Annotated in this window: 18 protein-coding genes and 3 tRNA genes; 8 read left to right on the top strand and 13 right to left on the bottom strand. The window is 75.6% G+C overall.

Annotation, left to right across the window (positions count from 1 at the left end):
* Window positions 1-87: 87 nt before the first annotated feature.
* The 12 genes from rpmG to D459_RS0112335 form a co-directional block, all read right to left on the bottom strand.
* The gene (rpmG, locus tag D459_RS34335; protein WP_081620547.1) at window positions 88-252 is read right to left on the bottom strand and encodes a 50S ribosomal protein L33; all 165 of its coding nucleotides are present in this window, start codon (window positions 250-252) and stop codon (window positions 88-90) included.
* 88 nt (window positions 253-340) lie between these two features.
* Window positions 341-413 (bottom strand) — tRNA-Met (locus D459_RS0112385).
* A gap of 114 nt (window positions 414-527) precedes the next feature.
* A tRNA-Thr gene (locus tag D459_RS0112380) sits at window positions 528-603 on the bottom strand.
* 203 nt (window positions 604-806) lie between these two features.
* Window positions 807-2915, bottom strand: coding sequence for an AAA family ATPase (locus D459_RS0112375; RefSeq protein ID WP_017593330.1), 2109 nt, complete (start codon window positions 2913-2915; stop codon window positions 807-809).
* A 68-nt stretch (window positions 2916-2983) separates the two neighbouring features.
* Window positions 2984-7735 carry a TIGR02680 family protein gene (locus D459_RS31500; RefSeq protein ID WP_449289437.1) on the bottom strand — a complete coding sequence of 1584 codons (4752 nt, stop codon included), beginning with the start codon at window positions 7733-7735 and terminating at the stop codon, window positions 2984-2986.
* 970 nt (window positions 7736-8705) lie between these two features.
* Window positions 8706-9911 (bottom strand): DUF2398 family protein, encoded by a 1206-nt coding sequence (locus tag D459_RS31495; RefSeq protein WP_017593328.1) that lies wholly within the window; start codon window positions 9909-9911, stop codon window positions 8706-8708.
* Entirely contained in the window at window positions 9905-10564 is a 660-nt protein-coding gene (locus tag D459_RS0112360) for a DUF2397 family protein (protein ID WP_017593327.1), read from the bottom strand. Before D459_RS0112360 ends, D459_RS31495 begins: the two co-directional genes overlap by 7 nt.
* Before the next feature lie 174 nt (window positions 10565-10738).
* Window positions 10739-11323 (bottom strand): hypothetical protein, encoded by a 585-nt coding sequence (locus D459_RS0112355; protein WP_017593326.1) that lies wholly within the window; start codon window positions 11321-11323, stop codon window positions 10739-10741.
* A 293-nt stretch (window positions 11324-11616) separates the two neighbouring features.
* Window positions 11617-11862 carry a hypothetical protein gene (locus D459_RS0112350; RefSeq protein WP_017593325.1) on the bottom strand — a complete coding sequence of 82 codons (246 nt, stop codon included), beginning with the start codon at window positions 11860-11862 and terminating at the stop codon, window positions 11617-11619.
* Between the two features lie 11 nt (window positions 11863-11873).
* Complete coding sequence (locus D459_RS0112345; RefSeq protein ID WP_017593324.1) at window positions 11874-12119, bottom strand: hypothetical protein; 246 nt, start codon at window positions 12117-12119, stop codon at window positions 11874-11876.
* Window positions 12120-12193: 74 nt separating this feature from the next.
* Entirely contained in the window at window positions 12194-12436 is a 243-nt protein-coding gene (locus tag D459_RS0112340) for a hypothetical protein (RefSeq protein ID WP_017593323.1), read from the bottom strand.
* Between the two features lie 654 nt (window positions 12437-13090).
* Window positions 13091-13172: transfer RNA gene (locus D459_RS0112335), tRNA-Tyr, on the bottom strand.
* Window positions 13173-13369: 197 nt separating this feature from the next.
* On the opposite strand from D459_RS0112335, the gene D459_RS0112330 reads away from it, so the two are divergent.
* Window positions 13370-13867 carry a YajQ family cyclic di-GMP-binding protein gene (locus D459_RS0112330; RefSeq protein ID WP_017593322.1) on the top strand — a complete coding sequence of 166 codons (498 nt, stop codon included), beginning with the start codon at window positions 13370-13372 and terminating at the stop codon, window positions 13865-13867.
* Window positions 13868-13943: 76 nt separating this feature from the next.
* On the opposite strand, the gene D459_RS0112325 is transcribed toward D459_RS0112330, so the two are convergent.
* On the bottom strand, window positions 13944-14804 hold the full coding sequence (locus D459_RS0112325; RefSeq protein WP_017593321.1) for a M48 family metalloprotease: 861 nt from the start codon (window positions 14802-14804) through the stop codon (window positions 13944-13946).
* A 518-nt stretch (window positions 14805-15322) separates the two neighbouring features.
* Here D459_RS0112325 and D459_RS0112320 point away from each other — a divergent pair.
* The 7 genes from D459_RS0112320 (at window position 15323) to D459_RS0112290 (ending at window position 24024) form a co-directional block, all read left to right on the top strand.
* Window positions 15323-17173 carry a 2-oxoacid:acceptor oxidoreductase subunit alpha gene (locus tag D459_RS0112320; protein WP_026120322.1) on the top strand — a complete coding sequence of 617 codons (1851 nt, stop codon included), beginning with the start codon at window positions 15323-15325 and terminating at the stop codon, window positions 17171-17173.
* Window positions 17163-18224: a 2-oxoacid:ferredoxin oxidoreductase subunit beta gene (locus D459_RS0112315; protein WP_017593319.1), complete on the top strand. Its 1062-nt coding sequence runs from the start codon at window positions 17163-17165 to the stop codon at window positions 18222-18224. The genes D459_RS0112320 and D459_RS0112315 overlap by 11 nt, the downstream gene beginning before the upstream one ends.
* A gap of 154 nt (window positions 18225-18378) precedes the next feature.
* Window positions 18379-19935: a fatty acyl-CoA synthetase gene (locus D459_RS0112310; RefSeq protein WP_017593318.1), complete on the top strand. Its 1557-nt coding sequence runs from the start codon at window positions 18379-18381 to the stop codon at window positions 19933-19935.
* 35 nt (window positions 19936-19970) lie between these two features.
* Window positions 19971-20642, top strand: a complete 672-nt coding sequence (locus D459_RS0112305; RefSeq protein WP_017593317.1) for an NAD(P)H-binding protein — start codon at window positions 19971-19973, stop codon at window positions 20640-20642.
* A 172-nt stretch (window positions 20643-20814) separates the two neighbouring features.
* Window positions 20815-21399, top strand: coding sequence for a hypothetical protein (locus D459_RS0112300; RefSeq protein ID WP_017593316.1), 585 nt, complete (start codon window positions 20815-20817; stop codon window positions 21397-21399).
* Window positions 21400-21658: 259 nt separating this feature from the next.
* Complete coding sequence (locus tag D459_RS0112295) at window positions 21659-22270, top strand: Uma2 family endonuclease (RefSeq protein WP_017593315.1); 612 nt, start codon at window positions 21659-21661, stop codon at window positions 22268-22270.
* 92 nt (window positions 22271-22362) lie between these two features.
* The gene (locus D459_RS0112290) at window positions 22363-24024 is read left to right on the top strand and encodes a serine/threonine-protein kinase (protein ID WP_017593314.1); all 1662 of its coding nucleotides are present in this window, start codon (window positions 22363-22365) and stop codon (window positions 24022-24024) included.
* The last annotated feature ends 43 nt before the right edge of the window (window positions 24025-24067 follow it).

The raw sequence follows: 24067 nt of genomic DNA, 5'->3' as shown, positions 1-24067 counted from the left end.
ATGGGTATGGCCCAGCGAGCCGGGGCTCACTGGGCCATGTGCGCTGCTTGCTCATCCGAGCGACCGCCGCGGGCGGTGCGCCGGGGACTAGCGGGTCTCGCGGTGCTCGTTGTGCCGACGGCAGTTCGGGCAGTACTTCTGCAGCGAGAGACGGTCGGGGTTGTTCCGACGGTTCTTGCGCGTGATGTAGTTGCGGTGCTTGCACTCCTGGCAGGCCAGGGTGATCTTCGGCCTCACGTCAGTGGCAGCCACGTGGAGTGCCTTTCTGCTGGTGACGGTTGAACACTGAAAAAGACCCGCGTTGACCCCTGTCGTTGCAGGGCAGGGGTCGCGCAGGTAGTAGCGGAGGCCGGACTTGAACCGACGACACAGCGATTATGAGCCGCTTGCTCTACCGACTGAGCTACTCCGCCGCGACGGTCCTCTACGGGGCCGACGTATCCTTACTCCAGGATACCGCCCCGGGACCTGGGCACCGACGGTACCGGTACCCGGCCACCTGGTGGGTCGGGAACCTCATCAAGTGGTGGAGCCCCTTTACGGAATCGAACCGTAGACCTTCTCCTTACCATGGAGACGCTCTGCCGACTGAGCTAAAGGGGCACGCTCCTGCGGCTTCCCCCCTTTCGGGGTTCCGCCCTTCGCGTTGGTCATGACTATACAGGTCTTCGGGGGTGGTCTGCCAAATCGGAGAGCCGGGCCCGCCGCCGCCCCCGTCCGGGGCGCCCGGCCGAGGCCCCGGGGCGGCGCTCTCCGCCCTGCTCAGGCGGCCCCTCGGCGCCGTTCGGACGGCCCTCGGCGCCGGTTCAGGCGGCGGGGTCGGCCACCCGGACGTTGGACGAGGCGTCCCGCTCGATGCCCCGTACGTCGGCCGGCAGGCCCAGCCGGTGCAGCGCCTCGGGCAGCCGGGTGTCGTGCGTGAACACGATGATCTGGCGGTGCGCGCCGACCTCGGCCAGCACCCCGGCCAGCCCCTCGACCGTCTCGGTGTCCATCGCCTGGACCGGGTCGTCCAGCACCAGGAAGCCGAACGGGTTGCCGGCCGCCAGGGTGCGCGGCAGGCAGATGGAGAGCGCCAGGGCCTGGAACTCGCCCTGGCTGAGCAGCCCCGGGGCGTTCTGCTCCGCCTCGGCGCCGTCCACCGCCACGTCCACCTCGACCCGGCGCCGGGCGCCGCGCCCCACCAGCCGGAGCGACTCCAGGTCGATCCGGCGCTCCTGGCGGAGCCGGTGCCAGACGTGCTCGGTCTGCGCGGCCAGCGGGCCGAGCCGCTCGTCCCGCACCTCCTTGGCGAAGCCGGAGAACCACTCCAGCGCCTGCTCCGCGGCGTCCAGCCGGTCCCGGGCGGCCACCGCGGCGTGCGCGTCCTCCACCCAGGCGCCGAGCATCTCGGCCAGCCCGCCCCAGCCGTCGTCCGGGGCGTCCAGCCGGCGGCCCGCCTCCTTGCGGGCGGCGAGCGCGGCCGAGCGCAGCCGCCGGCCGACGCCTTCGATGTGCTCGGCCAGCTGCACCGGGTCGGTGATCTCCGCCCCGGCCTCCCACTCGGCCCAGATCCGGCCCAGCTCGCTCTCCTTCGGCATCCAGGAGGGCTTCGGCGCCATCAGGAACCGGGCCTGGTCGCGGGCGTCCTCGACGCGCCGGTAGGCGGCCGAGGCGCTCTCCGCCACCGGCTCCAGCCGGGCGATCTCGGTGCGCGCCCGGCGCGCCCAGTCCCCGCCCAGGGCGCCGCCGGTCCCGCAGGCCGGGCAGTCGGTCTCGGCCGGGTGCCGCTCGTGGTGCTCCAGCGCCTGGCGGAGCAGGAGCACGGTGCCGCGGGCCCGGTCGCCCTTGCTCCCGGCCGCCATCGCCAGCTCCATGGCGGCGCCGCGCAGCTCGTTGACCACGTCGGTGATCAGGGCCCGCTCCGGGACCGCGAGCCGGCGCAGCCGGCGCAGCACCCGCTCGGCGGCCGGGTCGGCGGGACCGTCGTCGGCGGCGATCTCGGCCAGCCGGCCCAGGTCGAGCTCGCCGGCGCCGAGGACCTCCAGGGCCCGGGCGGCCCGGTGGTCGCTGGACTCGCGCAGCCGGGCGATGAGGTGGTCCAGGTCGTTCCGGGGGCGGTCGCGCAGCTTGGCCAGCCGGGCGCAGGCCTTGGCCAGAGCCCGCTCGGCGTCGGCCACCCCGGTCAGGCCGAGCAGCGTGGTGATGGTGTCGTAGAGCTCGGCGGCGCGGCCGTTCACCGCCCGGCCGAGTTCGTCGTAGGACAGGAACGGCCGGTACCGCTCCAGGTCGGGGCCCCAGCCCAGGGAGCGCAGCGGGCCGTCGGTGCCGTCCGGCGCGATGACCCGGCCGCGGGCGGAGCGGACGCTGTCGCCGGCCCAGTACCGGGTCACCCGGGTCGGGGCGGGGTCGCCCGCGTGCGCGATGTCCACGCTGACCTCGGTGCGCTCGGTGTAGTGCAGGTTGCGCCACCCGTCGCGCCACCCGGCGGGCAGCGCGTCCCAGCGCATGTTGCGCCCGGTCAGCGCGGCCTCGGCGGCCTCGGCGAAGCTGGACTTGCCGGAGCCGTTCCGGCCCACCACCACGGTCAGCCCCGGCCCGGGGCGCAGCCGCAGCTCGGCCGGGCGGCCGATGCCGCGGAAGCCCTGCACCTCGATCCGGGAGAGGTAGCCCTGGCGGCCGGGGTCGCGCTGGACCGGCCGCTCCTCGGCGCCGCGCAGCAGCGACGCCGGGTCGGGGGCGGGCTCGCCGCGGCGCAGCCCCTCCAGCGCCTCCTCGCCGTGCAGGGAGGCCAGCACCCACTGGCGCGCCTCGCCGTCGAGCGGTGAGCGGGCCAGGCGGCCCAGCACGGTCCGGACGGTCCAGTCCGGGCCGGAGCCGCCCTCCTCTCCGGGATCCCCGGGGATCGCCTCTGCCGTCGTCACGGTCGTCACCACACCCGCCTCATCAGTCGCCGCAGAGTTAGCAGATTAGGACAGCCCCGAAGAAAGCGGCACCTCCCCCGTCACACTCCGAGCAGGCGCCTGCGCGAGCCGTCCCAGCTGAAGTGCAGGGTGGCGATGCCGGGGACGGCCGGATCGCGCAGGCACTCGTAGATGTGCAGCCCCGGCACCGAGGCGAAGCAGCCCCACACCCGCTCGGAGGTGAGCACGAAGTCCAGGTCGAGCTGGACCAGCAGGCCCAGCAGCCGGCCGTGGGTGGGCTCGTCGACCTTGGCGAAGGCGTCGTCCAGCAGGATCAGCCGGGGCGCGGCCGGCGCGTTGGCCTGCACCGCGTCGAACTGGGCCGCCGCCGCGGCGAACAGCACCAGGTAGGCGACGACCCGCTGCTCGCCCTGGCTGAGCCCGGTGCGGTGGCTGAGCCTGCGCTCCCGGTCCGGGCGGGCCGCGTCGGTGATGTGCACGGTGAACGCGAACCAGGATCGGTAGTCCAGCGCGGCGCGGAGCTGGGCGCCCCCGGTGGCGGTCGGGTCGAGCCGGCGGATCGCCTCGATGCAGCGGCGGAGCGCGTCCCGGAGCCGGGTGGTCTCCAGCCGGGTGCGCCGCTCCGCGGGCCGGGCGAGCAGCGGGACCACCGCGCGCACGTCCTCGTCGGCGTCGGGCGCCAGCCCCCACTCGATCCGCACCCCCAGCCCCTGGGAGGTGGTGACGTCGCCGAGCACCTCGTTCATGGTGGCGATGAGCGCGCGGGCCTCGTCGATCTGGCGGGCCAGGTGCCCGGCGAGCTCGCCGAGGAGGTGCCGCTCGTAGGCCTCCTCCTCGCGGAGCGCGGCCGCCTCCTCCGCCTCGGCCTCGGCCTCGGCCAGCCGGGCGGCGTAGGCGGTGACGTCGTGCGCGCCGGCGTCGTCGTGCACGGCGACCCGCTTGACCCCGGCGTGCTCGGTGAGCTCGGTGCGGGCCCCGACCGAGGAGCCCCCGGCCAGCAGCCGGTGCAGCGCCTCCCGGCGGCGCAGGATGCCGCTGTCGTCGACCTCCTCGCCGGGGGCCTCCGCGGCCTCCAGGCCGGCCTGGACCGCGGCGGTCAGCTCCTCCAGGGCGGCCAGCCGCTCGCCCTCCTCGGCCGCGTCCGCGGCGACCAGCCGGTCCAGCGGCTCCGCCGCGTCCTCCAGCCCGGCGGCGGCCAGCAGGTCCGGGTCGGGCGCGGCGTCGGCGCCGGTGAGCGCGGCGCGCAGCGCGGCGCCGGCCTCCAGCGCCCGGCGGGCCTGCTCGGCCCGCTCGGCGGCGGCCGAGCCCAGCCGGGTCTCGGCGGCGACCCGCTCGTCGCGCGCCCGCTGCGCGGAGCGCTCCAGGTCGGGGACGCGGTCGGCGGCGGCCTCCATCCGCTCCCGGACCTCGGCGACGGCGGCGCCGATCCGGTCCGGGTCGGCGGCGCGGGCCCGGTCGGTGAGTTCGATGTCGCGGCGGACGGTGATCATGTCGCCGATGGCCGCGGTTCGGGCGTCCTCGGCGACCACCCGGTCGCCGCGGGCCTGCCGCCACTGCTCGGTGCCGTCGTGCGCCCGGTCCAGCAGCACGGCCAGCGCCTGGAGGTCGCGCAGGGCGGCGGCGAGCCGGACCCGCAGGCCGTCCAGGGCGGCGGCGGTGGCGTCCAGCTCCGCCGCTTCGGCGGGCAGCGCGGCCCGCTCCGCGTCGGCCCGGAGCGAGCGGCGCAGGGCCAGGGCCGCGCCGCGGGCCTCCTCGGCGGCCCGGGCGGCGGTGCGCTGCTCGGCCTCGGTGCCGGCCAGCCAGCCGCGGGCGTCCTCCAGTGCGGCCCAGGCGGCGGCGAGCCCGCCGGGGCCGGGCAGGCCCCGGGAGATGCCGACCAGTTCGTCCTGGGCCCGCTCGGCGTCGCCGCGGCGCTCGCCGGCCTCGGCGAGCAGCGCCTCGGCGATGTCGATCCGGCGCTTCACGTTGGCCAGCGACCGGTCCCGGGCCGCGTCCCGGGCGGCGGTGCCGATGTGCTCGACCGCGGTCTTGCGGTGCGCGCCGGAGAGGGCGCCCAGCCGCCAGCGGCCGTCCAGGGCGACCGCGCAGGCGGGGCCGGCCTGCTCGCCGTCGCGGCGGCGGCGGTGCCGCGGCTCGGCCCCGGGGTCGCCGTCGGCGGGCAGCAGCGCGATGCCGGCCAGCAGGGCCTCCACCCGGTCCCGGCCGATGCCGGCGCGGTCCTCCCCGGCGCCGTCGGCGAGCGGGGCGAGCACGTCGAGCAGCGAGGGGCCGGGCGCGGGCCGGCCCGGGGAGAGCACGATGTCGGAGGTGTCGGCGGACAGCGCGCTGCCGTCCGCGGCGATCCAGGCGTTGAGCAGGCCGGACGCCTCCAGGGCGCCCTCCAGCCCGGCCTGCTCGGCGGCGCTGAGGCCGTCGGCGAAGTCGACCAGGGCGTAGAGCGGGGCGCCGGCCCCGCGGTCGCGCACCGCGGCGGCCCAGGGCGGGGCGGGCGGGGCCGGGTCGGCCGCGCCGCCGGCCTTGCGCTCGGAGAGCTCGTCGAGCTCGGTGATCAGCTCGCGCTCCTCGCCGAGCGCGGTGTCCCTGCGGGACCGGAGTTCGCGCAGCAGCGGGTCGACGGCGGCGTGCGCCGCCTCGGCCACCCGGTCCGGGACGTCCGGGCCGAGCAGCCCGAGCGCGTCGTCGTGCGGCGGCTCGACCAGCTCCTCCACGGCCGCGGCCGCGGCGTCCAGGTCCGCGTCGGGGGCGGCTTCGCGCAGGTCGGAGAGCCAGGTGCGGACCCGGGCGGCGTAGGAGGCGCCGGCGGTGCGCACCGCCTCCACCGCGGCGCGCTCCCGGGCGCGGGCGCGCTCCAGCGCGGCGTCGGCGGACTCCGCCTCGCCGCGCAGCGCGGCCTCCCGCTCCTCCGCCCCGGCGCACTCGGCCGCGGCGGCGCGCAGCCGCTCGGCCGCCCCGGCGCGCTCCGCGGCGGCCTCGTCCGCGCGGGTGAGCCGGTCGTGCAGGTCGGCGAGGCCGCCGCGGAGGGCGTCCAGGTCGACGCCGGGGACCGGGTCGCGCTCCACGGCCCGCTCCAGGCCCTCGAAGTCGACGTGGGTGACGCTCTCCCGGGGCGCGAGCACGGTGCGTACCGGCTGCGGGACGGTGCCGAGCGGTCCGGGGTCGATCCCGGCGGCCCGGGCCGCCTCGGCGGCCTCGGCGTGCAGCGCGCGCAGCGCCGCGATCGCCTCGTCCACCGCGGCCAGGCCGCCGGCCAGGGTCTCCTTGGCGCGCTCCTCGGCGGTGAGCGCGTATCCGGCGGCGGTCCAGGCGGCCTCGGCGGCGCGGATGTAGGCGGTCACCGCGGCGTAGCGGGCCTGCAGCTCGTGGTCGGTGGCGGTGGGGGCGGCCTCGCCGGCGGCGGTCAGCGTCGCGGCGTCGGAGCCGGCGGTGTCCCGGGTGCGCCGGGCCCGGTCGCGCTCCTCCTGGACCGCGCTCTCCTCGGTGACCAGCCGGTCGAGCTCCTCCTCCAGGCGCTCGGCCTCGGCGGCGCGGCGGCCGTGCTCGTCCAGCCGGGTGCGGACCTCGGCGGCCCGCTCGCCGAGCACCCGGTGCAGGTAGCCCCGGTAGTCGGCGAGGAACTCCTCGACGTGGCCGCGGGCGCCGCGCAGCGCCTCCAGCCGGCCCCGGGCCTCCTCCAGGTCGGCGACGTTCCGGGCGACCTGGTCCAGCACCGACTCGTCCATCGGCGGCAGCGCCTCGGCGAGCACCGAGACCAGTTCGCCGGCCTCCAGCCGCTCGCCGATGGTCGGGCGGCGCAGCCGGTACAGCAGGTGCACCAGGTTGCGGTAGCGGACCGGGTCGTCCAGGCCGAACAGGTCGCGCATGACCCGGGTCCGGTAGGGGCCCGCGGTGTCGTAGCAGTTCTCGGCGCCGACCTCGGCGCGGAGCCGCTCGACCGGCATCGGCCGGCCGTCGCGGACCAGCTCCAGGTCGGTGCCGACCCGGCGGTCGGTGACGAAGTGGGTGCAGCGCACGTCCCGGCCGGGGGCGGCGGTGACCGCGGCGCCCAGGGTGACCGCCGGGGCGTCCTCTCCGTCCTGGGCGAACTCCACCCACAGGTAGCCGATCCGGACCGCCTCGTCCGGCTCCTCCCCGGGGGCGGGGTCCGCTCCGTCCCGCTCCTCGGCGGCGCCGTCGGGGCGGGCGGGGGCGGCGACCCGGCCGTCGGCCATCAGCCAGCGGAACCCGGTGCGCCCGGTGCCGGTGGTGTCCAGCCGCCGGGCGTCCCCGTCGAGCAGGAACGGCAGCAGCATCTCCAGCGCCTTGGACTTGCCGGCGCCGTTGCGGCCGCGCAGCAGCAGCCGCCCGTCGGCGAAGTCGAAGACCTGGTCGTCGTAGTGCCAGATGTTGTGGATCCCGGCGCGGTGCAGCCGGTTCCGGTTGCGCCGCTCGACCGGTTCCGGACGCTCTTCCCCGGAGTCCGGGGCGGGGTCCTCGCCGGTCCGGTCGCCGTCCCGGTCCGCGGCGGGATCGGCCGGGGCGCCGGCGTGCGGGCCCGGCCGAGCACCGGTGGCCGGCCGCCCGGCCTCTCCGCCCCCGGCGGGATCGGTCAGGTCCGCTTCGGCCGCTCGGTCCTGCACGGAGCCGTCCCCGGCGCCGCCGAGCAGATCGGCCCCGAGGGCGTGCTGCGGACCGGTGGACGCCTCGGCCCCGGCGGGCTCCGCGTCCTGGTCTCCGGCCGGAGCGGGCTCCGCGACCTCCGCGGCCTGATCCGCCGCAAGGGGCATCGGACCGCCGTCCTCCGAACCCTGCTTCTTCCCACCCGGCGCGGCGCCGGCTCCGGCAGAACCGAGCAGGTCCGCTCCGAGCACCGGCTGCGGACCGGTGGGCCGCTCGGCGGCGGGCCCGGCCGGAGCGGGCTCCACGTCCTCGGCGGCCTCGGCGGCCTGGTCCGCGACGGGCGGCACCGGGCGGCCCTCTTCCGGGCCCTGCTCTTCCGAGGCCGGCACGGCATCGACCCCGGCAGGCCCGGACGGCTCCGCCCCCAGCACCCGCTGCGGACCGGTGGGCCGGTCGGCCTCCGGTCCGGTGGTGCGGGTCTCGGCCTGCGCTCCGTCCCGCTCCTCCGGCGGCTGCTCCTCCGACGGGGGCGCGACTCGGCCGCCGTGTGCTCCCGTCCCGGCACCGGGCGCGCCGAGCAGGTCGGCGCCGAGGCCGGGCTGCGGGCCGGTGGCCGGGGAGCGGTGGCTGAGCGGCCGCTGCGGCCCGGTCAGGGCCGAGGGGAGCGCCCAGTCCTTTCCGGCGGCCGCCCCGGCGGGGCCGGCGCCGGGCTCGGGGCGGAGGGCGGCGGGGTCCTCCCCCGTGCCTTCCGAGGCCCCCGCGCTTTCCGAGGCCTCCGCGGGCTCCGCCGCCCCGGGGGCTTCCGCGTCCGCGGCGCGCTCCTCCGCGGGCCGCTCCGGATCCCCGCCGTCCCGCTCCTCCGCGGCCTCGGGGCCGGGCGCGTCCTGCGCCCCGCCGACGACCGGGATGGGCGCGGTGACCTGCTCGTCGCCGACGGCCTCGGGCTCGGCGGGGGCGTCCCAGGGCCGGGGGCGGCCGGTCGGGATCGGACGGGAGGCCAGCGGGCGACCGGGCGGAACCGTCGGCGTGCGGGCCTCGGTGTGCCGGGTCGTGCTCGCGTCGCTCATCGACCGCCCTCCGGTTCTCTCGGTGCCGCTCGGATCGCCTTCCCGGGTGGGATTCAGACGATCTGCGTCATTCTCCCGGATCCCCGGAGTGCGCCGGGCGCCCCCGGTCGCCGTGCGCTCCTCGCGGAACGGATCCATCTCACACCCCGTCCCGGTTCTCCGCGGGGGCGAACCGGGCGGCGGCCGCCCGCAGCACCCGGCCTCCCCCGTCCTCCGCTCCGTCCGCCGCGCCGCGGTCGCGGAGCAGGCCGGCCGCGGCGAGCAGTTCCAGCGCCCGGCGGCCGAGCGCGTCCTCGTCCGGCAGGTACTCGGCGGCGCCCAGCTCCCAGCGGCGGCGGTGCGCGGAACCGGCGCCGACCACCGCGGCCAGCTCCTCGGCCAGCACCTCCGGCGGCACGGGGGCCTCGTGGGCGGGGGTGTTCTCCGGGCGGATCCGCGCGGCCAGCCGGCGGACGAGCAGCAGCGCCGCCTCGGCCGCCGGGCCGGCGGCCGGCAGCAGCGGGCCCGGCAGCTCCCCGGCGCCGTCCGCCTCGTCCGGCAGGATCACCGCCATGCCCTCGGCGCGGACCTCCGTCTCGGAGCCGAGCAGGTCGGCCAGTTCCGCGGCGGCCCGCCACTGGTGCCGGGCCAGCCGCCCGCGCTGCCGCTCCGGCAGGTCCTCCCGGTAGACCACCGCCTCCTCGGCGAGGAGCCTGCGCAGCGCCACCTCGCCCGCGGCGTCGTCGTCGAAGTCGTCCGGGGCGGCGTCCCGGACGAAGGAGTCCGGGTCGGCGGCGGCGTGCGGCGGGTGGGCCACCGCGAGGGCGGCGAGCTCCCGGTCGACCAGGAGCCGGACCTCCTCCCCCTCCCCCGCCGCGTACTCCGCCAGGGTGCCCTTGCTCTCCGCCAGCACGCCCCAGTCGGCGAGCAGGTGCAGCGCGGAGGCGAACGCGCGGCGCTCCGCCGACCGCCCGGCCGGGTCCGCGTGCAGGCCGGCCTCGCGGGCGGCGTCCCGCACATCGGCGGCCAGCACGTCCAGCGGGACCTCCTCGTCCTCGCCGTCGGCCAGGACGGCCAGGGTGAGCGCCAGGTAGGCGTAGCCGCGCGGGGTGAACGGGGCGCCGCTGGCCCGCCGGGCGGGCTCGGTACCGCGGACCCGCCCGGCCTTGGCCAGCCGGGCGTATTCGGCGCCGACGGTCAGCTCGTAGCCGAGCACCCGGCGGAAGCGCTGCGTGAGCCAGTCGGAGTGCGCGCGGATCAGCGCGAACGCCTCGGGGTCGGTGCGCGCGGTGACGAACGGGGTGGCCAGCAGCCTGCGGGCGACGGCCCGGCGCTCGCCGATCAGCGCGACGTCGTCGATCAGCACGGGCGGTCCCCCTCGCCGGCTCCGCCGGCCTCCGGTTCGGGCAGCGGCCCCTGCTCGGCGTGGTCGGTCACCCGCAGCCACACGTCGGCGAGGTCGAGGCCGCCTCCGGGGGAGGCGATCGCGATCCTGGAGCCGGGGGCGGAGCCCACGTGCAGCCGGACGCCGAGCTCCAGGTCGCCGGCGGTCACCTGGCGGGCCTCCGGGGAGCCGGAGCCCAGCGCGGCGGTGAGCAGCTCCATCAGCACGTCCAGCGCGGGGGTGGACAGCTCCAGCCGCTCCGCGCCGCCGGCCAGGGCGGTGCGCACCTCGGCCGCGGCGGAGCGGCGCCAGTGCGCCCGGGCCTCGGCCGCGTCGCGCAGCCGGGCCCGCTGGTCCGCGTGGTCCGGGACCGGGGCGGTGGGCAGCGGGCCGTCCGCGGGGGCGGCGGCCACGTGCGCGGGGGGCGAGTTCCACCAGCTCGCCGCGGCGGGGGCGGCCTCGTCCCCGGCGCCGCCGAGGAAGCGCGCCGGGTAGGCCGCGAAGGCGGCGGCGTAGACGTCGTGCGCGGCCGGCGCGTCGGCCTGGTCGAACCATCGGGCGAGGCGCAGCAGGGCCGCCCGGCCGCGCCGGTGCGCTCCCTGTCCGCCCGCGTCTTCAACTGCTGAGTCACCCACAACTCAGCAGACTAGAGACCCCTGGCCACCGCCGGGCCCGGATCCGCCGGTCCGACCGTCCCGGCATGCCCGAAATCACGGTCGTGAACTGGCCCTTCTACGGACCGTATCGGGGCGGTATTTCTCCCGGCGGCCCTGCTCCGGGGCGCCCTCCCGAGGCGGTTCAGGGGCGGTTCAGGGGCGCATCAGCCTCCCCTGGTCGGCCTCCTCCATCGCGCGGCGGTCCGCCTCGCTGAGGCCCTCCGCCTCGGTGACCCGGTAGGTGGTGAAGTAGAGCGTCCCGTCGGCGTTCTCCGGGTCGCCGAGCTCGACGGTGGCGGGGTAGGGGTCGTCCTGGCATTCCGGCAGGCACCAGGTTCCGGAGAGCTCTCCGCGGCCGACCGCGGAGTCGGTGCCCCACTCCTGCCACTCCAGGCCGGTGAAGGAGGTGAACTCCGAGGCGACCAGGTCCTCCGGCCGCTGCTGGGGCCGGCCCTGCTCGTCGCCGTGCGTGTTGAACACGTAGGCGCCCTCCCCGGTGCGCGCCTCTTCCTCCCCGTCCGCGGCGCGGTCCTCCGCCCCCTCCCCGGCCGGCTCCTCCGCCCCGTCCCGGCCGGCGGCGCCCTCGGTGGGCGCGGGCGAGGACTCGGGGCCCGACGGGGCGGGGGCCGGGTCGGGCGACCCCGGCGAGGTGCTTCCGGCCCCTGCCGAGCACCCGGCCGCCAGAACGGCGACGCACGCCGCTCCCAGGACCGCCGCCTGCGCAGTGCCTCCGGACATGGTCGCCTCCTCTCCGCACGGCCGCCCCCCAGCGGACCGGCAGGGGGATCGTTCCCGCCATCGGCCCTGCTCAAGCAGGTGGTCCGGCGGCTGCGGGGCGGGGAAAGCACAGGTCCCCGGCGCGCACGCGGCGCGCCGGGGACCTGCTCGAGCGGTGCGTCCCGGTCCGGGCGGCGGCGTTCCTGCGGAGGCCTCCGCGCCCGGACCGCCGACCGGGAACGGCCGGTCAGCGGCCGCCGTTCCCGTCGTCCTCGACGTTGCTCTGCACCGGGCCCTTGGTGCAGTCGCCCGTGCTAGTCGTCGACGTTGGTCTGGATCGGGCCGTTGGTGCAGTCACCGGTGGTCTGCGGCGACAGGACCGGGATGTTGGCCCCGAGCACCGCGACGTTCGGGTTGCACAGCTGAACCGGGACCAGCTGCAGGTTCTGGTTGTACTGCTGGTCGCTGCTGTCACCGCTCGCCTGGGCGGGGCCGGCCATCAGGACGGAGCCCAGGGCGGCGCCGGCCACCAGGCCGGCGATGGCGAACTTGCGCATCATCGCTGCTGCTCCTAGTCGTCGATGTTGGTCTGGATCGGGCCGTTGGTGCAGTCACCGGTGGTCTGCGGCGACAGGAGCGGCACGTTGACGCCGATGACCGCGCCGATGTTGGCGTTGCACACCTGGACCGGAACGCCCTGCAGGTTCTGGTTGTACTGCTGGTCGCTGCTGTCGTGCGCCTGGGCGGGGCCGGCCATCAGCACGGAGCCCAGCGCGGCGCCGGCCACCAGACCGGCAACGGCGAACTTGCGCATCATTGAGATTCTCCCAAGTTATTATTAAAGCCGAGGAATGCCATATTCGGGCGCGCGATGCCCGTTTTTGGCGAAATCTAGTCGTCGACGTTGGTCTGGACCGGGCCGTTGGTGCAGTCGCCGGCGACGGTCTGCGGCGACAGGATCGGCACGTTGGCGCCGAGGACCGCGACGTTGGCGTTGCAGACCTGGACCGGGACCAGCTGCAGGTTCTGGTTGAACTGCTGGTCGCTGCTGTCACCGGCGTGGGCCGGGGCGGCCATCAGCACGGAGCCCAGGGCGGCACCGACGAGCAGGCCGGCAGCGGTGATCTTCTTCATTGGGATTCCTCCGGAGAATTCCGCGGGAGGTTGATGAAAAAGCGCAGTGACGCGCCTTCTCGCGGTGGACTGCCGTAATCATCGGGCTACTCACCGTATTTTGTCAACGCCGAAACAGGGGAAGGAGAGTGTCTAATCCGGGCATTCCCGGACCATCCATCGGCAAAGAAATTCTCGGCCGCCCGGATATCCTCGGATATTCCCCACCGAACGGCTGAACCGGAAGAATCGGATCTCCTCCGCCGAGTCGGATACGCCGGGCGGCGGGGGCGCGGAAGGGCCCCGCTGAAGCGGAGCGGCGGAAGCGGGCCCGGGGCGGCGGCGGAGCGGGCGGCTGATCCGGCGGGCGCGGGCTTCGGGCGCCGGGGGCGGGCCGGCCGGGCGGATCGGCGGCCCGGACCACGCCCGGGTTTCGGTCACGCCCTATACGGTCACCCAGCGCACACACCCTCTGTCCAAGAAGACCGCGGGGGCGCCGGGGGCGGTCCGAGCCTAGCCCGCTCCGGCGCGCACCGCCCGGTCATCGCCGAAACCGGGCCGAAGAGGGCGGGAGCGGTGCCGCTCGGGAGGAACGGGAGCAGGGGGGAGGGCCGCCGGAGGGGCCGCGGAAACGAGAACGCCCCCGGCCTCGCGGGCCGGGGGCGTTCCCCAGGGTGGCAGGTCAAGGATTCGAACCTTGGAAGGCTGAGCCGGCAGATTTACAGTCTGCTCCCTTTGGCCGCTCGGGCAACCTGCCTGGGATTTCGCCGCTCTTGGCGGCGCACGAACGATGATAGCGGACCTGCGGGGCGGGCGCGAATCGATTGCACCGGGCGGGCCGGGGGCGGCGCGGATAAGCTCGGTGCCTGCCGAGGACGGGCCCGCTCCGACCGGGAGGCCCGGGGCCGACCGCCGCGGCGATGAACGACTCCGAACCCGAAAGTGTGAGCGCACGTGGCCGCTGAATCCAGTTTCGACATCGTGTCCAAGCTCGACCGCCAGGAGGTGGACAACGCGCTGAACCAGGCCGCCAAGGAGCTCTCCCAGCGCTTCGACTTCCGCGGCACCGGCGCGCAGATCTCCTGGTCCGGCGAGCAGGGCGTGGAGCTCAAGGCCAACTCCGAGGAGCGGGTCAACGCCGCGCTGGAGGTCTTCAAGGAGAAGCTGATCAAGCGCAACGTCTCCCTGAAGATCCTGGACGCCCCGGACGAGCCCAAGGTCTCCGGCAAGGAGTACCGGCTGCCGGTCGCGCTGAAGGAGGGCATCACCTCCGAGGACGCCAAGAAGATCTCCAAGATCATCCGGGACGAGGGTCCCAAGGGCGTCAAGGCCCAGATCCAGGGCGACGAGCTCCGGGTCAGCTCCAAGAAGAAGGACGACCTCCAGGCCGTGATGTCCCTGGTCAAGGGGAAGGACCTGGACGTGGCCCTGCAGTTCGTCAACTACCGCTAGCCCGCCGGGCGGCGGGGCCGCCCCCGGGCCCGGCGGCCGGATTCCGGGGACCGGGTCCCGGCGGCGGATCCGCCGCTCAGCCGATCCGCCAGCGCTCGTCCAGGGCGCGGAGCCGGCGGATCCGCTCCGGGGTGGGCGGGTGCGCGTCGAACAGCCGGCACATGCCCCGGCGCGGGAACGGGTTGGCGATCATCTGGTGCCCGGCCGCGAGCAGCCGCCGCTCCATCGGGAGCGGGTGCGTCCGGGCGCCCACCTCGATCTTGCGCAGCGCCGAGGCCAGCGAGAGCGGGTCGCCGGTGAGCCGGGCGGCCGCCTCGTCGGCCCGGTACTCCCGGCCCCGGCCCGCCCCGCTCCGGATGACCAGCGCGGCCAGCGGCCCCAGGCCGAGGAAGAGCAGCCCCTCCAGCAGGCCCGGCCCCTCGTCGTCGGAGTCGCCCAGCGGCAGCAGCAGGGCCAGGGCGGTCAGCGAGACGATGATGGTGGCCAGCCCCACCGCGACCGAGGAGACCAGGGTGTCCCGGTTGCGCACGTGCGCGAGCTCGTGCGCGACCACCGCGCGCAGCTCCTGCTCGTTGAGCAGCCGCAGCAGGCCGGTGGTGCAGCACACCCCGGCGGAGCGCGGGCCGCGCCCCACCGCGAACGCGTTCGGCGCCGGGGTCGGCGACAGGTAGAGCCGCGGCATCGGCTGCCGCGCCTCGGTGGCCAGCTCCCGGACCACCCGGTGCAGCTCGGGCTGCTCGAACTCGCCGACCGGGCGGGCCCGCATCGCGCGCAGCACCAGCGAGTCGCCGAAGAAGCAGACCAGGCCGACCACGCCGAGCACCAGCACCGCGCCGGAGCGCAGCCCCTCGGCGCCCCAGATCAGCCAGCCGGCGAGCACGATCAGCGCCGACGGCACGGCGATCAGGGCCGCTGCCCGGAACGGGTTGCGCAGCACGGCTGTCCTCTGCCTCCTTCGCGATCGCGGCGGCGCCCTGACCGGGGCCGTCCACTGTTACGAACGCGCGGACGCCCGCGGCGCGTTCCCGGACCCCGCGATCCCTCCCGCCTCGACCGAACTGTGATTCCGCACACCCGGCCCCCGTCCGCCCGCGGGCGGGCGCCTATAGTTGCGAGAGTGGCCGTTATCACTCCGCCCACCGCTCCGCCGGGTCCGCCCGGCGGGCGGCGGCACGTGGATCTCGCACACGACGACAGCGCCCTGTGTCGGCTCGGCCGGGCACCCGGGCGGGTCGGATGTGCGGCGGCGGCGATCGTCCCCTAAGCCGGCGTGGCCACCTGGCCTCGGCCCCGAGGCGCGCGCCAGGCGCCCCGGGCCGGCCGCCAGGTCCCCACTCAAGCGACAGCGGTCCGCCGCCGGCGCCGAGTCCGCGCTCGGCACCCCTCCGGCTGCGGGCCGAGGCAACCTGAGCCGCCGCAGAGCGCGGCGGTTCGTCGAGGAGGTCGGCGATCTCAGTGACCAAGAAGGTCGAACGTCTTGATCGGGTGATCATCCGATTCGCGGGCGACTCCGGCGACGGCATGCAGCTGACCGGCGATCGCTTCACCCAGGAAACCGCATCCTTCGGCAACGACCTCTCCACGCTGCCGAACTTCCCCGCAGAGATCCGGGCCCCCGCGGGCACGCTCCCCGGCGTGTCCAGCTTCCAGCTGCACTTCGCCGACCACGACATCATGACCCCCGGCGACGCCCCGGACGTCCTGGTGGCGATGAACCCGGCGGCGCTCAAGGCCAACATCGGCGACCTGCCCCGGGGCGCCACCGTCATCGCCAACACCGACGAGTTCACCAGGCGCAGCCTGGCCAAGGTCGGCTACACCGAGGACCCGCTCTCCGACGGCTCGCTGTCGGAGTACAAGTTGAGCCGGGTGCCGCTGACCTCGATGACGGTCAAGGCGGTGGAGGAGTTCGACGTCTCCAAGAAGGACGCCGAGCGGGCCAAGAACATGTTCGCCCTCGGGCTGCTGTCCTGGATGTACAACCGGCCCACCGAGGGCACCACGTCCTTCCTGAAGTCGAAGTTCGCCGCCAAGCCGGCGATCCTCGCCGCCAACCTGGCGGCGTTCCGGGCCGGGTGGAACTTCGGCGAGACCACCGAGGACTTCGCCGTCTCCTACGAGGTGCGGCCGGCCCGGCTGCCCTCGGGCACCTACCGGAACATCACCGGCAACCTGGCCGTCTCCTACGGCCTGGTGGCGGCCTCCCGGCTGACCGGGCTACCGCTGTTCCTCGGCTCCTACCCGATCACCCCCGCCTCCGACATCCTGCACGAGCTCTCCCGGCACAAGCGGTTCGGCGTCCGGACCTTCCAGGCCGAGGACGAGATCGCCGGGGTCGGCGCGGCGCTGGGCGCCGCGTTCGGCGGGTCGCTGGGGGTCACCACCACCTCCGGGCCGGGCATGGTGCTCAAGGGCGAGACCCTGGGCCTGGCGGTGATGACCGAGCTCCCGCTGATCGTGATCGACGTGCAGCGGGCCGGGCCCAGCACCGGCATGCCCACCAAGACCGAGCAGGCCGACCTGCTGCTGGCGCTGTACGGGCGGAACGGCGAGTCGCCGCTGCCGGTGCTGGCACCCCGGTCCCCCTCGGACTGCTTCGACATCGCGATCGAGGCGGCCCGGATCGCGGTGAAGTACCGCACCCCGGTCGTGGTGCTCTCCGACGGCTACCTGGCCAACGGCTCCGAGCCGTGGCGCCTCCCGGACACCGCCTCGCTGCCGGACCTGTCGGTGGAGTTCGCCGCCGAGCCCAACGGGGAGGACGGGGAGTTCCTGCCCTACCTGCGGGACCCCGAGACGCTGGCCCGGCCGTGGGCGGTGCCCGGCACCCCCGGGCTGGAGCACCGGATCGGCGGCATCGAGAAGGCCGACGGCGGCGGGGGCATCTCCTACAGCCCCGCCAACCACGACCTGATGGTCCGCTCCCGGCAGGCCAAGGTCGACGGGATCGCCCGGGACGTGCCCCCGCTGGAGGTGGACGACCCGGACGGCGCCGACGTGCTGGTGCTCGGCTGGGGCGGCACCTACGGCTCGATCGCCGCCGCGGTGCGCCGGGTGCGCCGGGCCGGCTCCCGGGTCGCCCAGGCGCACCTGCGCCACCTCAACCCGTTCCCGGAGAACCTCGGCGAAGTGCTGCACCGCTACGACCGGGTGCTGGTCCCCGAGATCAACCTCGGCCAGCTCTCGCTGCTGCTGCGCGGCAGGTTCCTCGTCGACGTCATCGGCTACACCAAGGTCCGCGGCCTGCCGTTCAAGGCCGAAGAGCTCGCGGGCGTGGTCCAGGAGGTCATCGATCGTGCCGAGTGAGAACGGCTCCGCCCGGGGGTTCGAGGGGCTCAAGCTGGTCCCGCGCTCCGAGGCCGCCTACAAGATGAAGGACTTCAAGTCCGACCAGGAGGTCCGGTGGTGCCCGGGCTGCGGCGACTACGCGATCCTCGCCGCCTTCCAGGGGTTCCTGCCCGAGCTGGGGGTGCCCCGGGAGAACATCGTGGTCGTCTCGGGGATCGGCTGCTCCTCGCGGTTCCCCTACTACCTGAGCACCTACGGGATGCACTCGATCCACGGCCGGGCGCCGGCGATCGCGACCGGCCTGGCCGCCTCCCGCCCCGACCTGTCGGTCTGGGTGATCACCGGGGACGGCGACGGGCTGTCCATCGGCGGCAACCACCTGATCCACGCGCTGCGGCGCAACGTCAACATCAACGTCCTGCTCTTCAACAACCGGATCTACGGGCTGACCAAGGGGCAGTACTCGCCCACCTCCGAGCCCGGGAAGATCACCAAGTCCTCGCCGATGGGGTCGCTGGACTCGCCGTTCAACCCGGTCTCGCTGGCGCTCGGCGCCGAGGCGGGGTTCGTGGCGCGCACCGTCGACTCCGACCGCAAGCACCTGACCGGGGTGCTGCGGGCCGCGGCCGACCACGAGGGCGCGTCGTTCGTGGAGATCTACCAGAACTGCCCGATCTTCAACGACGACGCCTTCGAGCCGCTGAAGGACCCCGCCGAGCGGGACCTGCGGCTGCTCCGCCTGGAGCACGGCGAGCCGCTCCGGGTCGGCCCGGAGCGCGGCGTGGTCTCGGGCGAGTACGGCGGGCTGCGGGTGGCCGACGTCGCCGAGGTCGGCGAGGAGGCGCTGCTCCGGCACGACGCGCACCGGGAGGACCCGGGCTACGCCTTCGCGCTGTCCCGGCTGGACTACCCCGCCTTCGAGCACGTGCCGATCGGGGTCTTCCGCGACGTGCGGCGGCCCTCCTACGACGCGCTGATGAACGAGCAGATCGCCGAGGCCCGCGCCGGGCAGGGCGAGGGCGACCTCGCCGCCCTGCTGGCCAGCGGCGACACCTGGACGGTGGAGTAGCGGGCCGACGGGCGGGGCGGAGCCCCGTCCCGCCCGTCGCCGCCCGGTTTCCACAACCGTGCCGGAGCGCTGGCACGGCGGGCCCGCCGCCCCCTAGGTTGGTGACATCGATCACGCCGAACGGCGGCGTGCGCGTTGTCTTCCAGGAGGCGGGATGAGCGGCCAGGTTCCTGCGGCGGTCTCGGCGAGCACGGTGGACGGCGTCCTGCGGCGCACCGCCGCACGCACCCCGGACCGCACCGCGCTGGACTACGGCGACCGGCGGTGGAGCTACGGCGAACTGGACCGCGGGGTGAGCAGAGTGGCCGCCTGGCTGCTCGGCCTGGGGCTGGCCCGCGGCGACCGGGTCGCGGCGTTCGGCGGGAACTCCGACGCCTACCTGCTGTCCTACCTCGGCTGCGCGCGGGCCGGGCTGGTGCACGTCCCGGTCAACCCGGCGCTCCGCCGCGACGAGCTCTCCTACGTGCTGTCCCAGTCCGGTGCGACCGTGGTCCTGGCCGACCCGCACCTGGCCGGCGCGGTGGAGGAGGTCCGCTCCGCCCTGCCCGCCCGCGACGTGCTCGCGCTCCGCGGCGCCCTGGAGTCGCTGCTGGAGGTCGCCCGCGACCCGCACGCCCCGGCCGGAGACGGCTCCGAGGCCGCCGACGGCGACCTGGTGCAGCTGCTCTACACCTCCGGGACGACCTCCTCGCCCAAGGGCGCCATGATGACCCACCGCGCCCTGGTGCACGAGTACGCCTCCTCCGTGCAGGCGCTGGACATCGGCGCCGGCGACCGCATCCTGCACGCCCTGCCGCTGTACCACTCCGCGCAGATGCACGTCTTCCTGCTGCCCGGTCTGGCGGTGGGCGCCCGCAACGTGCTGATCGACTCCCCCGACCCGGCGGAGGTGCTGCGCCGCATCGAGGAGGAGGGCATCACCTCGTTCTTCGCGCCGCCCACGGTGTGGCTGGCGGTCAAGGACCACCCGGACTCCGCCACCCGGGACCTGTCCGGGCTGGCCAAGGCGTACTACGGCGCCGCGGCCATGCCGGTGCAGGCGCTCACCGAGATCCGGGACCGCCATCCCGGCATCGGGTTCTACAACTGCTTCGGGCAGAGCGAGATCGGGCCGCTGGCCACCGTGCTCCGCCCGGAGGAGCACGTCCCCGGCCGGATGGACTCCTGCGGCCGGCCGGTGATGTTCGTGGAGGCCCGGGTGGTCCGCGAGGACGGCACCGAGGTGCTGCCCGGGGAGACCGGCGAGGTGGTCTACCGCTCCCCGCAGCTGTGCACCGGCTACTGGGAGAAGCCGGAGGAGACCGCGGAGGCGTTCCGCGGCGGCTGGTTCCACTCCGGCGACCTGGCCCGGCGGGACGAGGAGGGCTACCTCACCATCGTCGACCGGCTGAAGGACGTGATCAACACCGGCGGGGTGCAGGTCGCCTCGCGCGAGGTGGAGGAGGTCCTCTACCGGCACCCGTCGGTGGCCGAGGCCGCGGTGATCGCGCTTCCGGACGAGAAGTGGGGCGAGGCGGTGACCGCGGTGGTGGTGCCCCGGGCCCGGGTGGCCGGGGACGAGCTGATCGCGTTCACCCGCCGCCACCTCGCCGGGTTCAAGGTGCCCAAGAGCGTGCACCTGGTCGAGGACCTGCCGCGCAACGCCAGCGGGAAGCTGCTCAAGCGGGTGCTGCGCGAGGAGCTCACCGGGAAGGGCGGGCAGGGCGGCTGAACCGGCCCCCGCCGCCCGGGGCGTAGCCTGCTCTCATGCGTATTGTCATTGCCGGAGGCCACGGCAAGATCGCGCTGCGCCTGGAGCGGCTGCTGGCCGCCAGGGGCGACGCGCCGGTGGCCCTGATCCGCGATCCCGCCCAGGCCGACGACGTGCGCGCGGCCGGCGCCGAGCCCGTCGTCATCGACCTGGAGAAGGCGACCGTCACCGAGCTGTCCGAGAAGGTCATGGACGCCGACGCGGTGGTGTTCGCCGCCGGCGCCGGTCCGGGCAGCGGGGCCGAGCGCAAGCGGACGGTCGACCGGGACGGCGCGGTGCTGCTGGCCGACGCCGCCTCGCTGGCCGGGACCCGCCGCTACGTGCTGGTCTCGGCGATCGGCGTGGACGACGGCCCCGCCCCCGGCTCGGACCCGGTCTGGGCCGCCTACGTGCAGGCCAAGAAGGAGGCCGACGACGACCTGCGGACCCGCGGCGAGGTGCTGGACTGGACCATCCTGCGCCCGGGGCGGCTGACCGACGGGCCCGGCACCGGGCTGGTGCGGCTGGGGCCGTCGGTGCCCAAGGCCGAGGTGGCCCGGGACGACGTCGCCGCGGTCATCGCCGCCCTGCTGGCCGAGCCGGCCTCGTCCCGCTCTGCGGGCCGGGTCCTGGACCTGGTCGGCGGGGAGACCCCGGTCGCCGAGGCCGTGGAGGGCGCGCTGTCCTGACCGGCCGCGGCCTGTCGCGGCCACGTATGGCAGAGCCGCCCCTTTCCGGGCATCATGGGACGCGGACGGCCCGGCGGGGCCCTCCTCTTCCGCGGCGTACGCGACGTGGGCGACGGGCCGCGGCGAACACGGGCATGGCAGCGCCGCGAGAGCAGATAGGTACGGTTCATTCATGAGCGTCACGCAGGTCGTGAGAGACAGCACCGTCGTCGAGCACGCCAAGGTCGCCGCACAGCAGAAGCGCAGGATGTTCATCGTGCGGCTGGACGTCAACGGCTATGACGAAGGCAGCAGCAAGGTCCGCCCGGGCCTGACCCGCATCCTCGAGGGCATCGAGGAGGCCGGCTGGCTGCTCGACCAGATGATCCCCGCTCAGGACGAGGAGGACGGGGCCACCCACCTGTGCCTCTTCCGGCCCGCCCCGGACAAGGGCGACTCCTCCGCCGCCGAGGCCCAGCAGGACTCCAACTCCGGTCAGCAGCAGTCCCACCAGCAGCCCACCGGCGGCCAGCAGCAGGACCCCTACGCCGCCGCGTACCAGCAGCAGTACGCCACCGGCCAGCAGCAGGGCTACGGCCAGCAGGGGTACGGGCAGCAGCAGGGCTACGGCTACGGCCAGCAGCAGCCGCAGCAGCAGGGCTACGGCCAGCAGCAGGGGTACGGGCAGCAGCAGCCGCAGCAGGGCTACGGCCAGCAGCAGCCCCAGCAGGGGTACGGCCAGCAGTACCCGGGCTACGGCCAGCAGCAGGGCTGGTAGCCCCTCCCGGACTCCGGGCGGCCAGCGGCCGCCGCGACGGGCCCGCGCGCATCGTGCGCGCGGGCCCGTCGCCGTATGCCCGGAAGGGCGGCACGGGGCTGGATCCGAACGATCGGCGACCTGCACACCGGGAAGGGCATCGGCGTCCGATACCCCATGCGCCCCGAGCGGCCCGGCGCCGGGCCGTCGCCGGGCCGGAGGCGCGGGGATTTCTCCCGTACCCGCAGGTAATCAGGGTTCCATTCGGCATACTGCCCGGGTGGAGGCAGAACACGGCGCGTCCGGCCATGACCGGCGGGAAAGCGGTCCGCGGCCGCTGACCGTCGACGACCTGGTGCGCACCCCCGACGACGGACGCCGGTACGAGCTGGTCGGCGGCCGGATCGACGCGTCGCCGGTCCCGGTCTTCCAGCACACCCGCACCTGCTCCAGGCTCCTGGCTCACCTGGCCCGCGCCGCCCCGGACGGCCGGGAGGTGCTTCACCGCCCGGGGATCGACTTCAACGCGGACCGGACCCACCACCGCATCCCCGACCTGGCGGTGATCAGGGCCGAGGACGCGGAGAGCCCCTACCTCACCCGGCCGCCGCTGCTCGCGGTGGAGATCGTCTCCCCGGAGAGCGTCATCCGGGACGACCACACCAAGCGGCGGGAGTACGCCGAGTTCGGCATCGTGGCGTACCGGATCGTCAACCCCGCACCGGACGAGACCGGCCTGGTCGAGTTCCGGCTGGAGAACGGCGGCTACCGCGAGGTGACCCAGGCATGCGGCGGGGAGGTCTTCGAGACCGACCTCCCGTTCCCCCTCCGGCTCGTCCCGCGCTGGCTGACCGCGGACGGCCCCTGGAAGGAGCGGATCGGCGGCGGCTGAGACCGGCGGCCCCGCCGCTGCGGCGGGGATCGGGCGCTCCCGAGGCCGCCCGGGACGGGAACGCGGCCGGGCGGCGCGGCGTCCTAACCGCCATGGCCGACGACTCCCCTACCGAAGACCGCCTCCCGGACGCCCCGGAAACGGGCCCGGAGAGCGCCGCCGCGGAGCTGCTCCGCGTCGACGGAGCCGCCCGCGAGGAGTACGAGGATCTCGCCGACGACCTCAACGGCTTCATCTACGACTATCCGACCGGCGACCCGTTCCCGACCATCGACTGGCTGGCGGGCTGCACGGAGAGCGCCGCCCGGAGCGGCTCCGCGATCGTCCTCCCGCTGCTCGGGCTGGCCGCGTCCACGCCCTACGCGGTCTGGCGCTCCGACAGCCGGCGGCTGATCCGCGAGATCCGGGAGGCCCTGGGGGCGGCCGCTGACCGGCTCGCCCCGGTCGCCTGCGGCCACGAGTGCCCCGCGTACCCGGCGGAGACCGGCCCCGACGACCTCACCAACTGGATCGAGCAGATCCTCGACCCCGAGGAGTACGGGGCGGCCGCCCCGGAGACCGGGGAGTGGGCGGAGGAGGTCCGCGTCTGGCTGTGCGCGGCGAACCTGCGCCGGCTCGCCGCCGAGCACGCCGACTTCATGGACGATGCCCTGGCCGAGGACGGCCCGGTCGCCGCCGAGGGGCTCGGGATCCACTCCCCCGAACTGAAGGACCTCCCGGACCTGCACTTCCACAACCAGGTCTACTGGAAGGGCCGCGTCGTCCGCAGGCAGGGCGCGTTCCACGCCGACTCCCTCTACTGGGGCCTGTCCAAGCTCGCCGCGGGCGGGTTCGCCTCCGACGACCCCGAGTCGGACCCGCGCACGGAACTGCTCTGGTGCGCCCGCGACCTGCGCGAGCACGGCGGCGGTTCGGCGGACTCCGCCGCGCAGGTCCTGCTCCTCTCGGCCTGCCACCGGACGGCGCTCTCCGATGAGACGCCGGAGCGGGTGCTGCGCGAGGAGTTGATCGAAGCGCTGTCCGAGGCACACCGGGCCCGGGCGGACGCGACCTGCGCGCACCCCGGCCACCCGCTCGCCGAGGCGATGGGTCCGCTGGACCGGGTCGCGACGGCGGTGCGCTCCTGGCGGCCGGACTTCACCCACAAGTGGCTGGAGGTGCCGCCGCCGGTCGATGCGGCCGCCGCCGAGCAGGCGCTCTGCCCGGTGTTCCTGCGCGGCGAGGCGCTGTCGGTGCTGACCGCGCTCCGCGCCGACCTCGCCCGCCGCGCTCCCCTGCCCTCGGGGCCGGGCGGCCTGGACGGACGCTACCTGGACGCCGGCGGCGCGCTCCGGATCGACGTCCTCGGCCGGGACGTGCGCTTCCACCGCACCTCGGCCGCCCCGGAGGGGACCCCGGCCGTGTGGTGCGCCCGCCGGCTGGCCGGGCCTTCGGCCCCGGAGCAGGGGACCCCGGAGTACGCCGCCCTGGTCCTGTCGGTCGCCCACGCGGCCCGGCACCCGCTCTGGTACACCGAGGTGCCCGGCGCCGCAGAGGAGTTCGCCCGCGCCCTGACCCCCGTCGCCGAGGCGGCCCCGCCCCTCGCCCCCCGGTTCGCCGCCCTGAGCCGCCCCCAGGTCGCCTCGGCGATCCCGTTCCTCCGCGACGACCGCGCCTCCCACCCGCTGATCGACCGCTTCAACGCCGAAGAGTGGTCCGACCCGGCCCTCCTCGCGGCCTTCGCCCACCTCGCCCTGACCGAGCCCGCCACCTGACCGAACCCGCCTGCGGCCCACCGGACCCGGGCCGCAGGCGGAC

The sequence above is a fragment of the Nocardiopsis potens DSM 45234 genome (genome assembly GCF_000341105.1).
Classification (GTDB): domain Bacteria; phylum Actinomycetota; class Actinomycetes; order Streptosporangiales; family Streptosporangiaceae; genus Nocardiopsis_A; species Nocardiopsis_A potens.
Note: the sequence above shows the minus strand (reverse complement) of the source record. Positions and strands in the feature narration are given on the sequence as shown.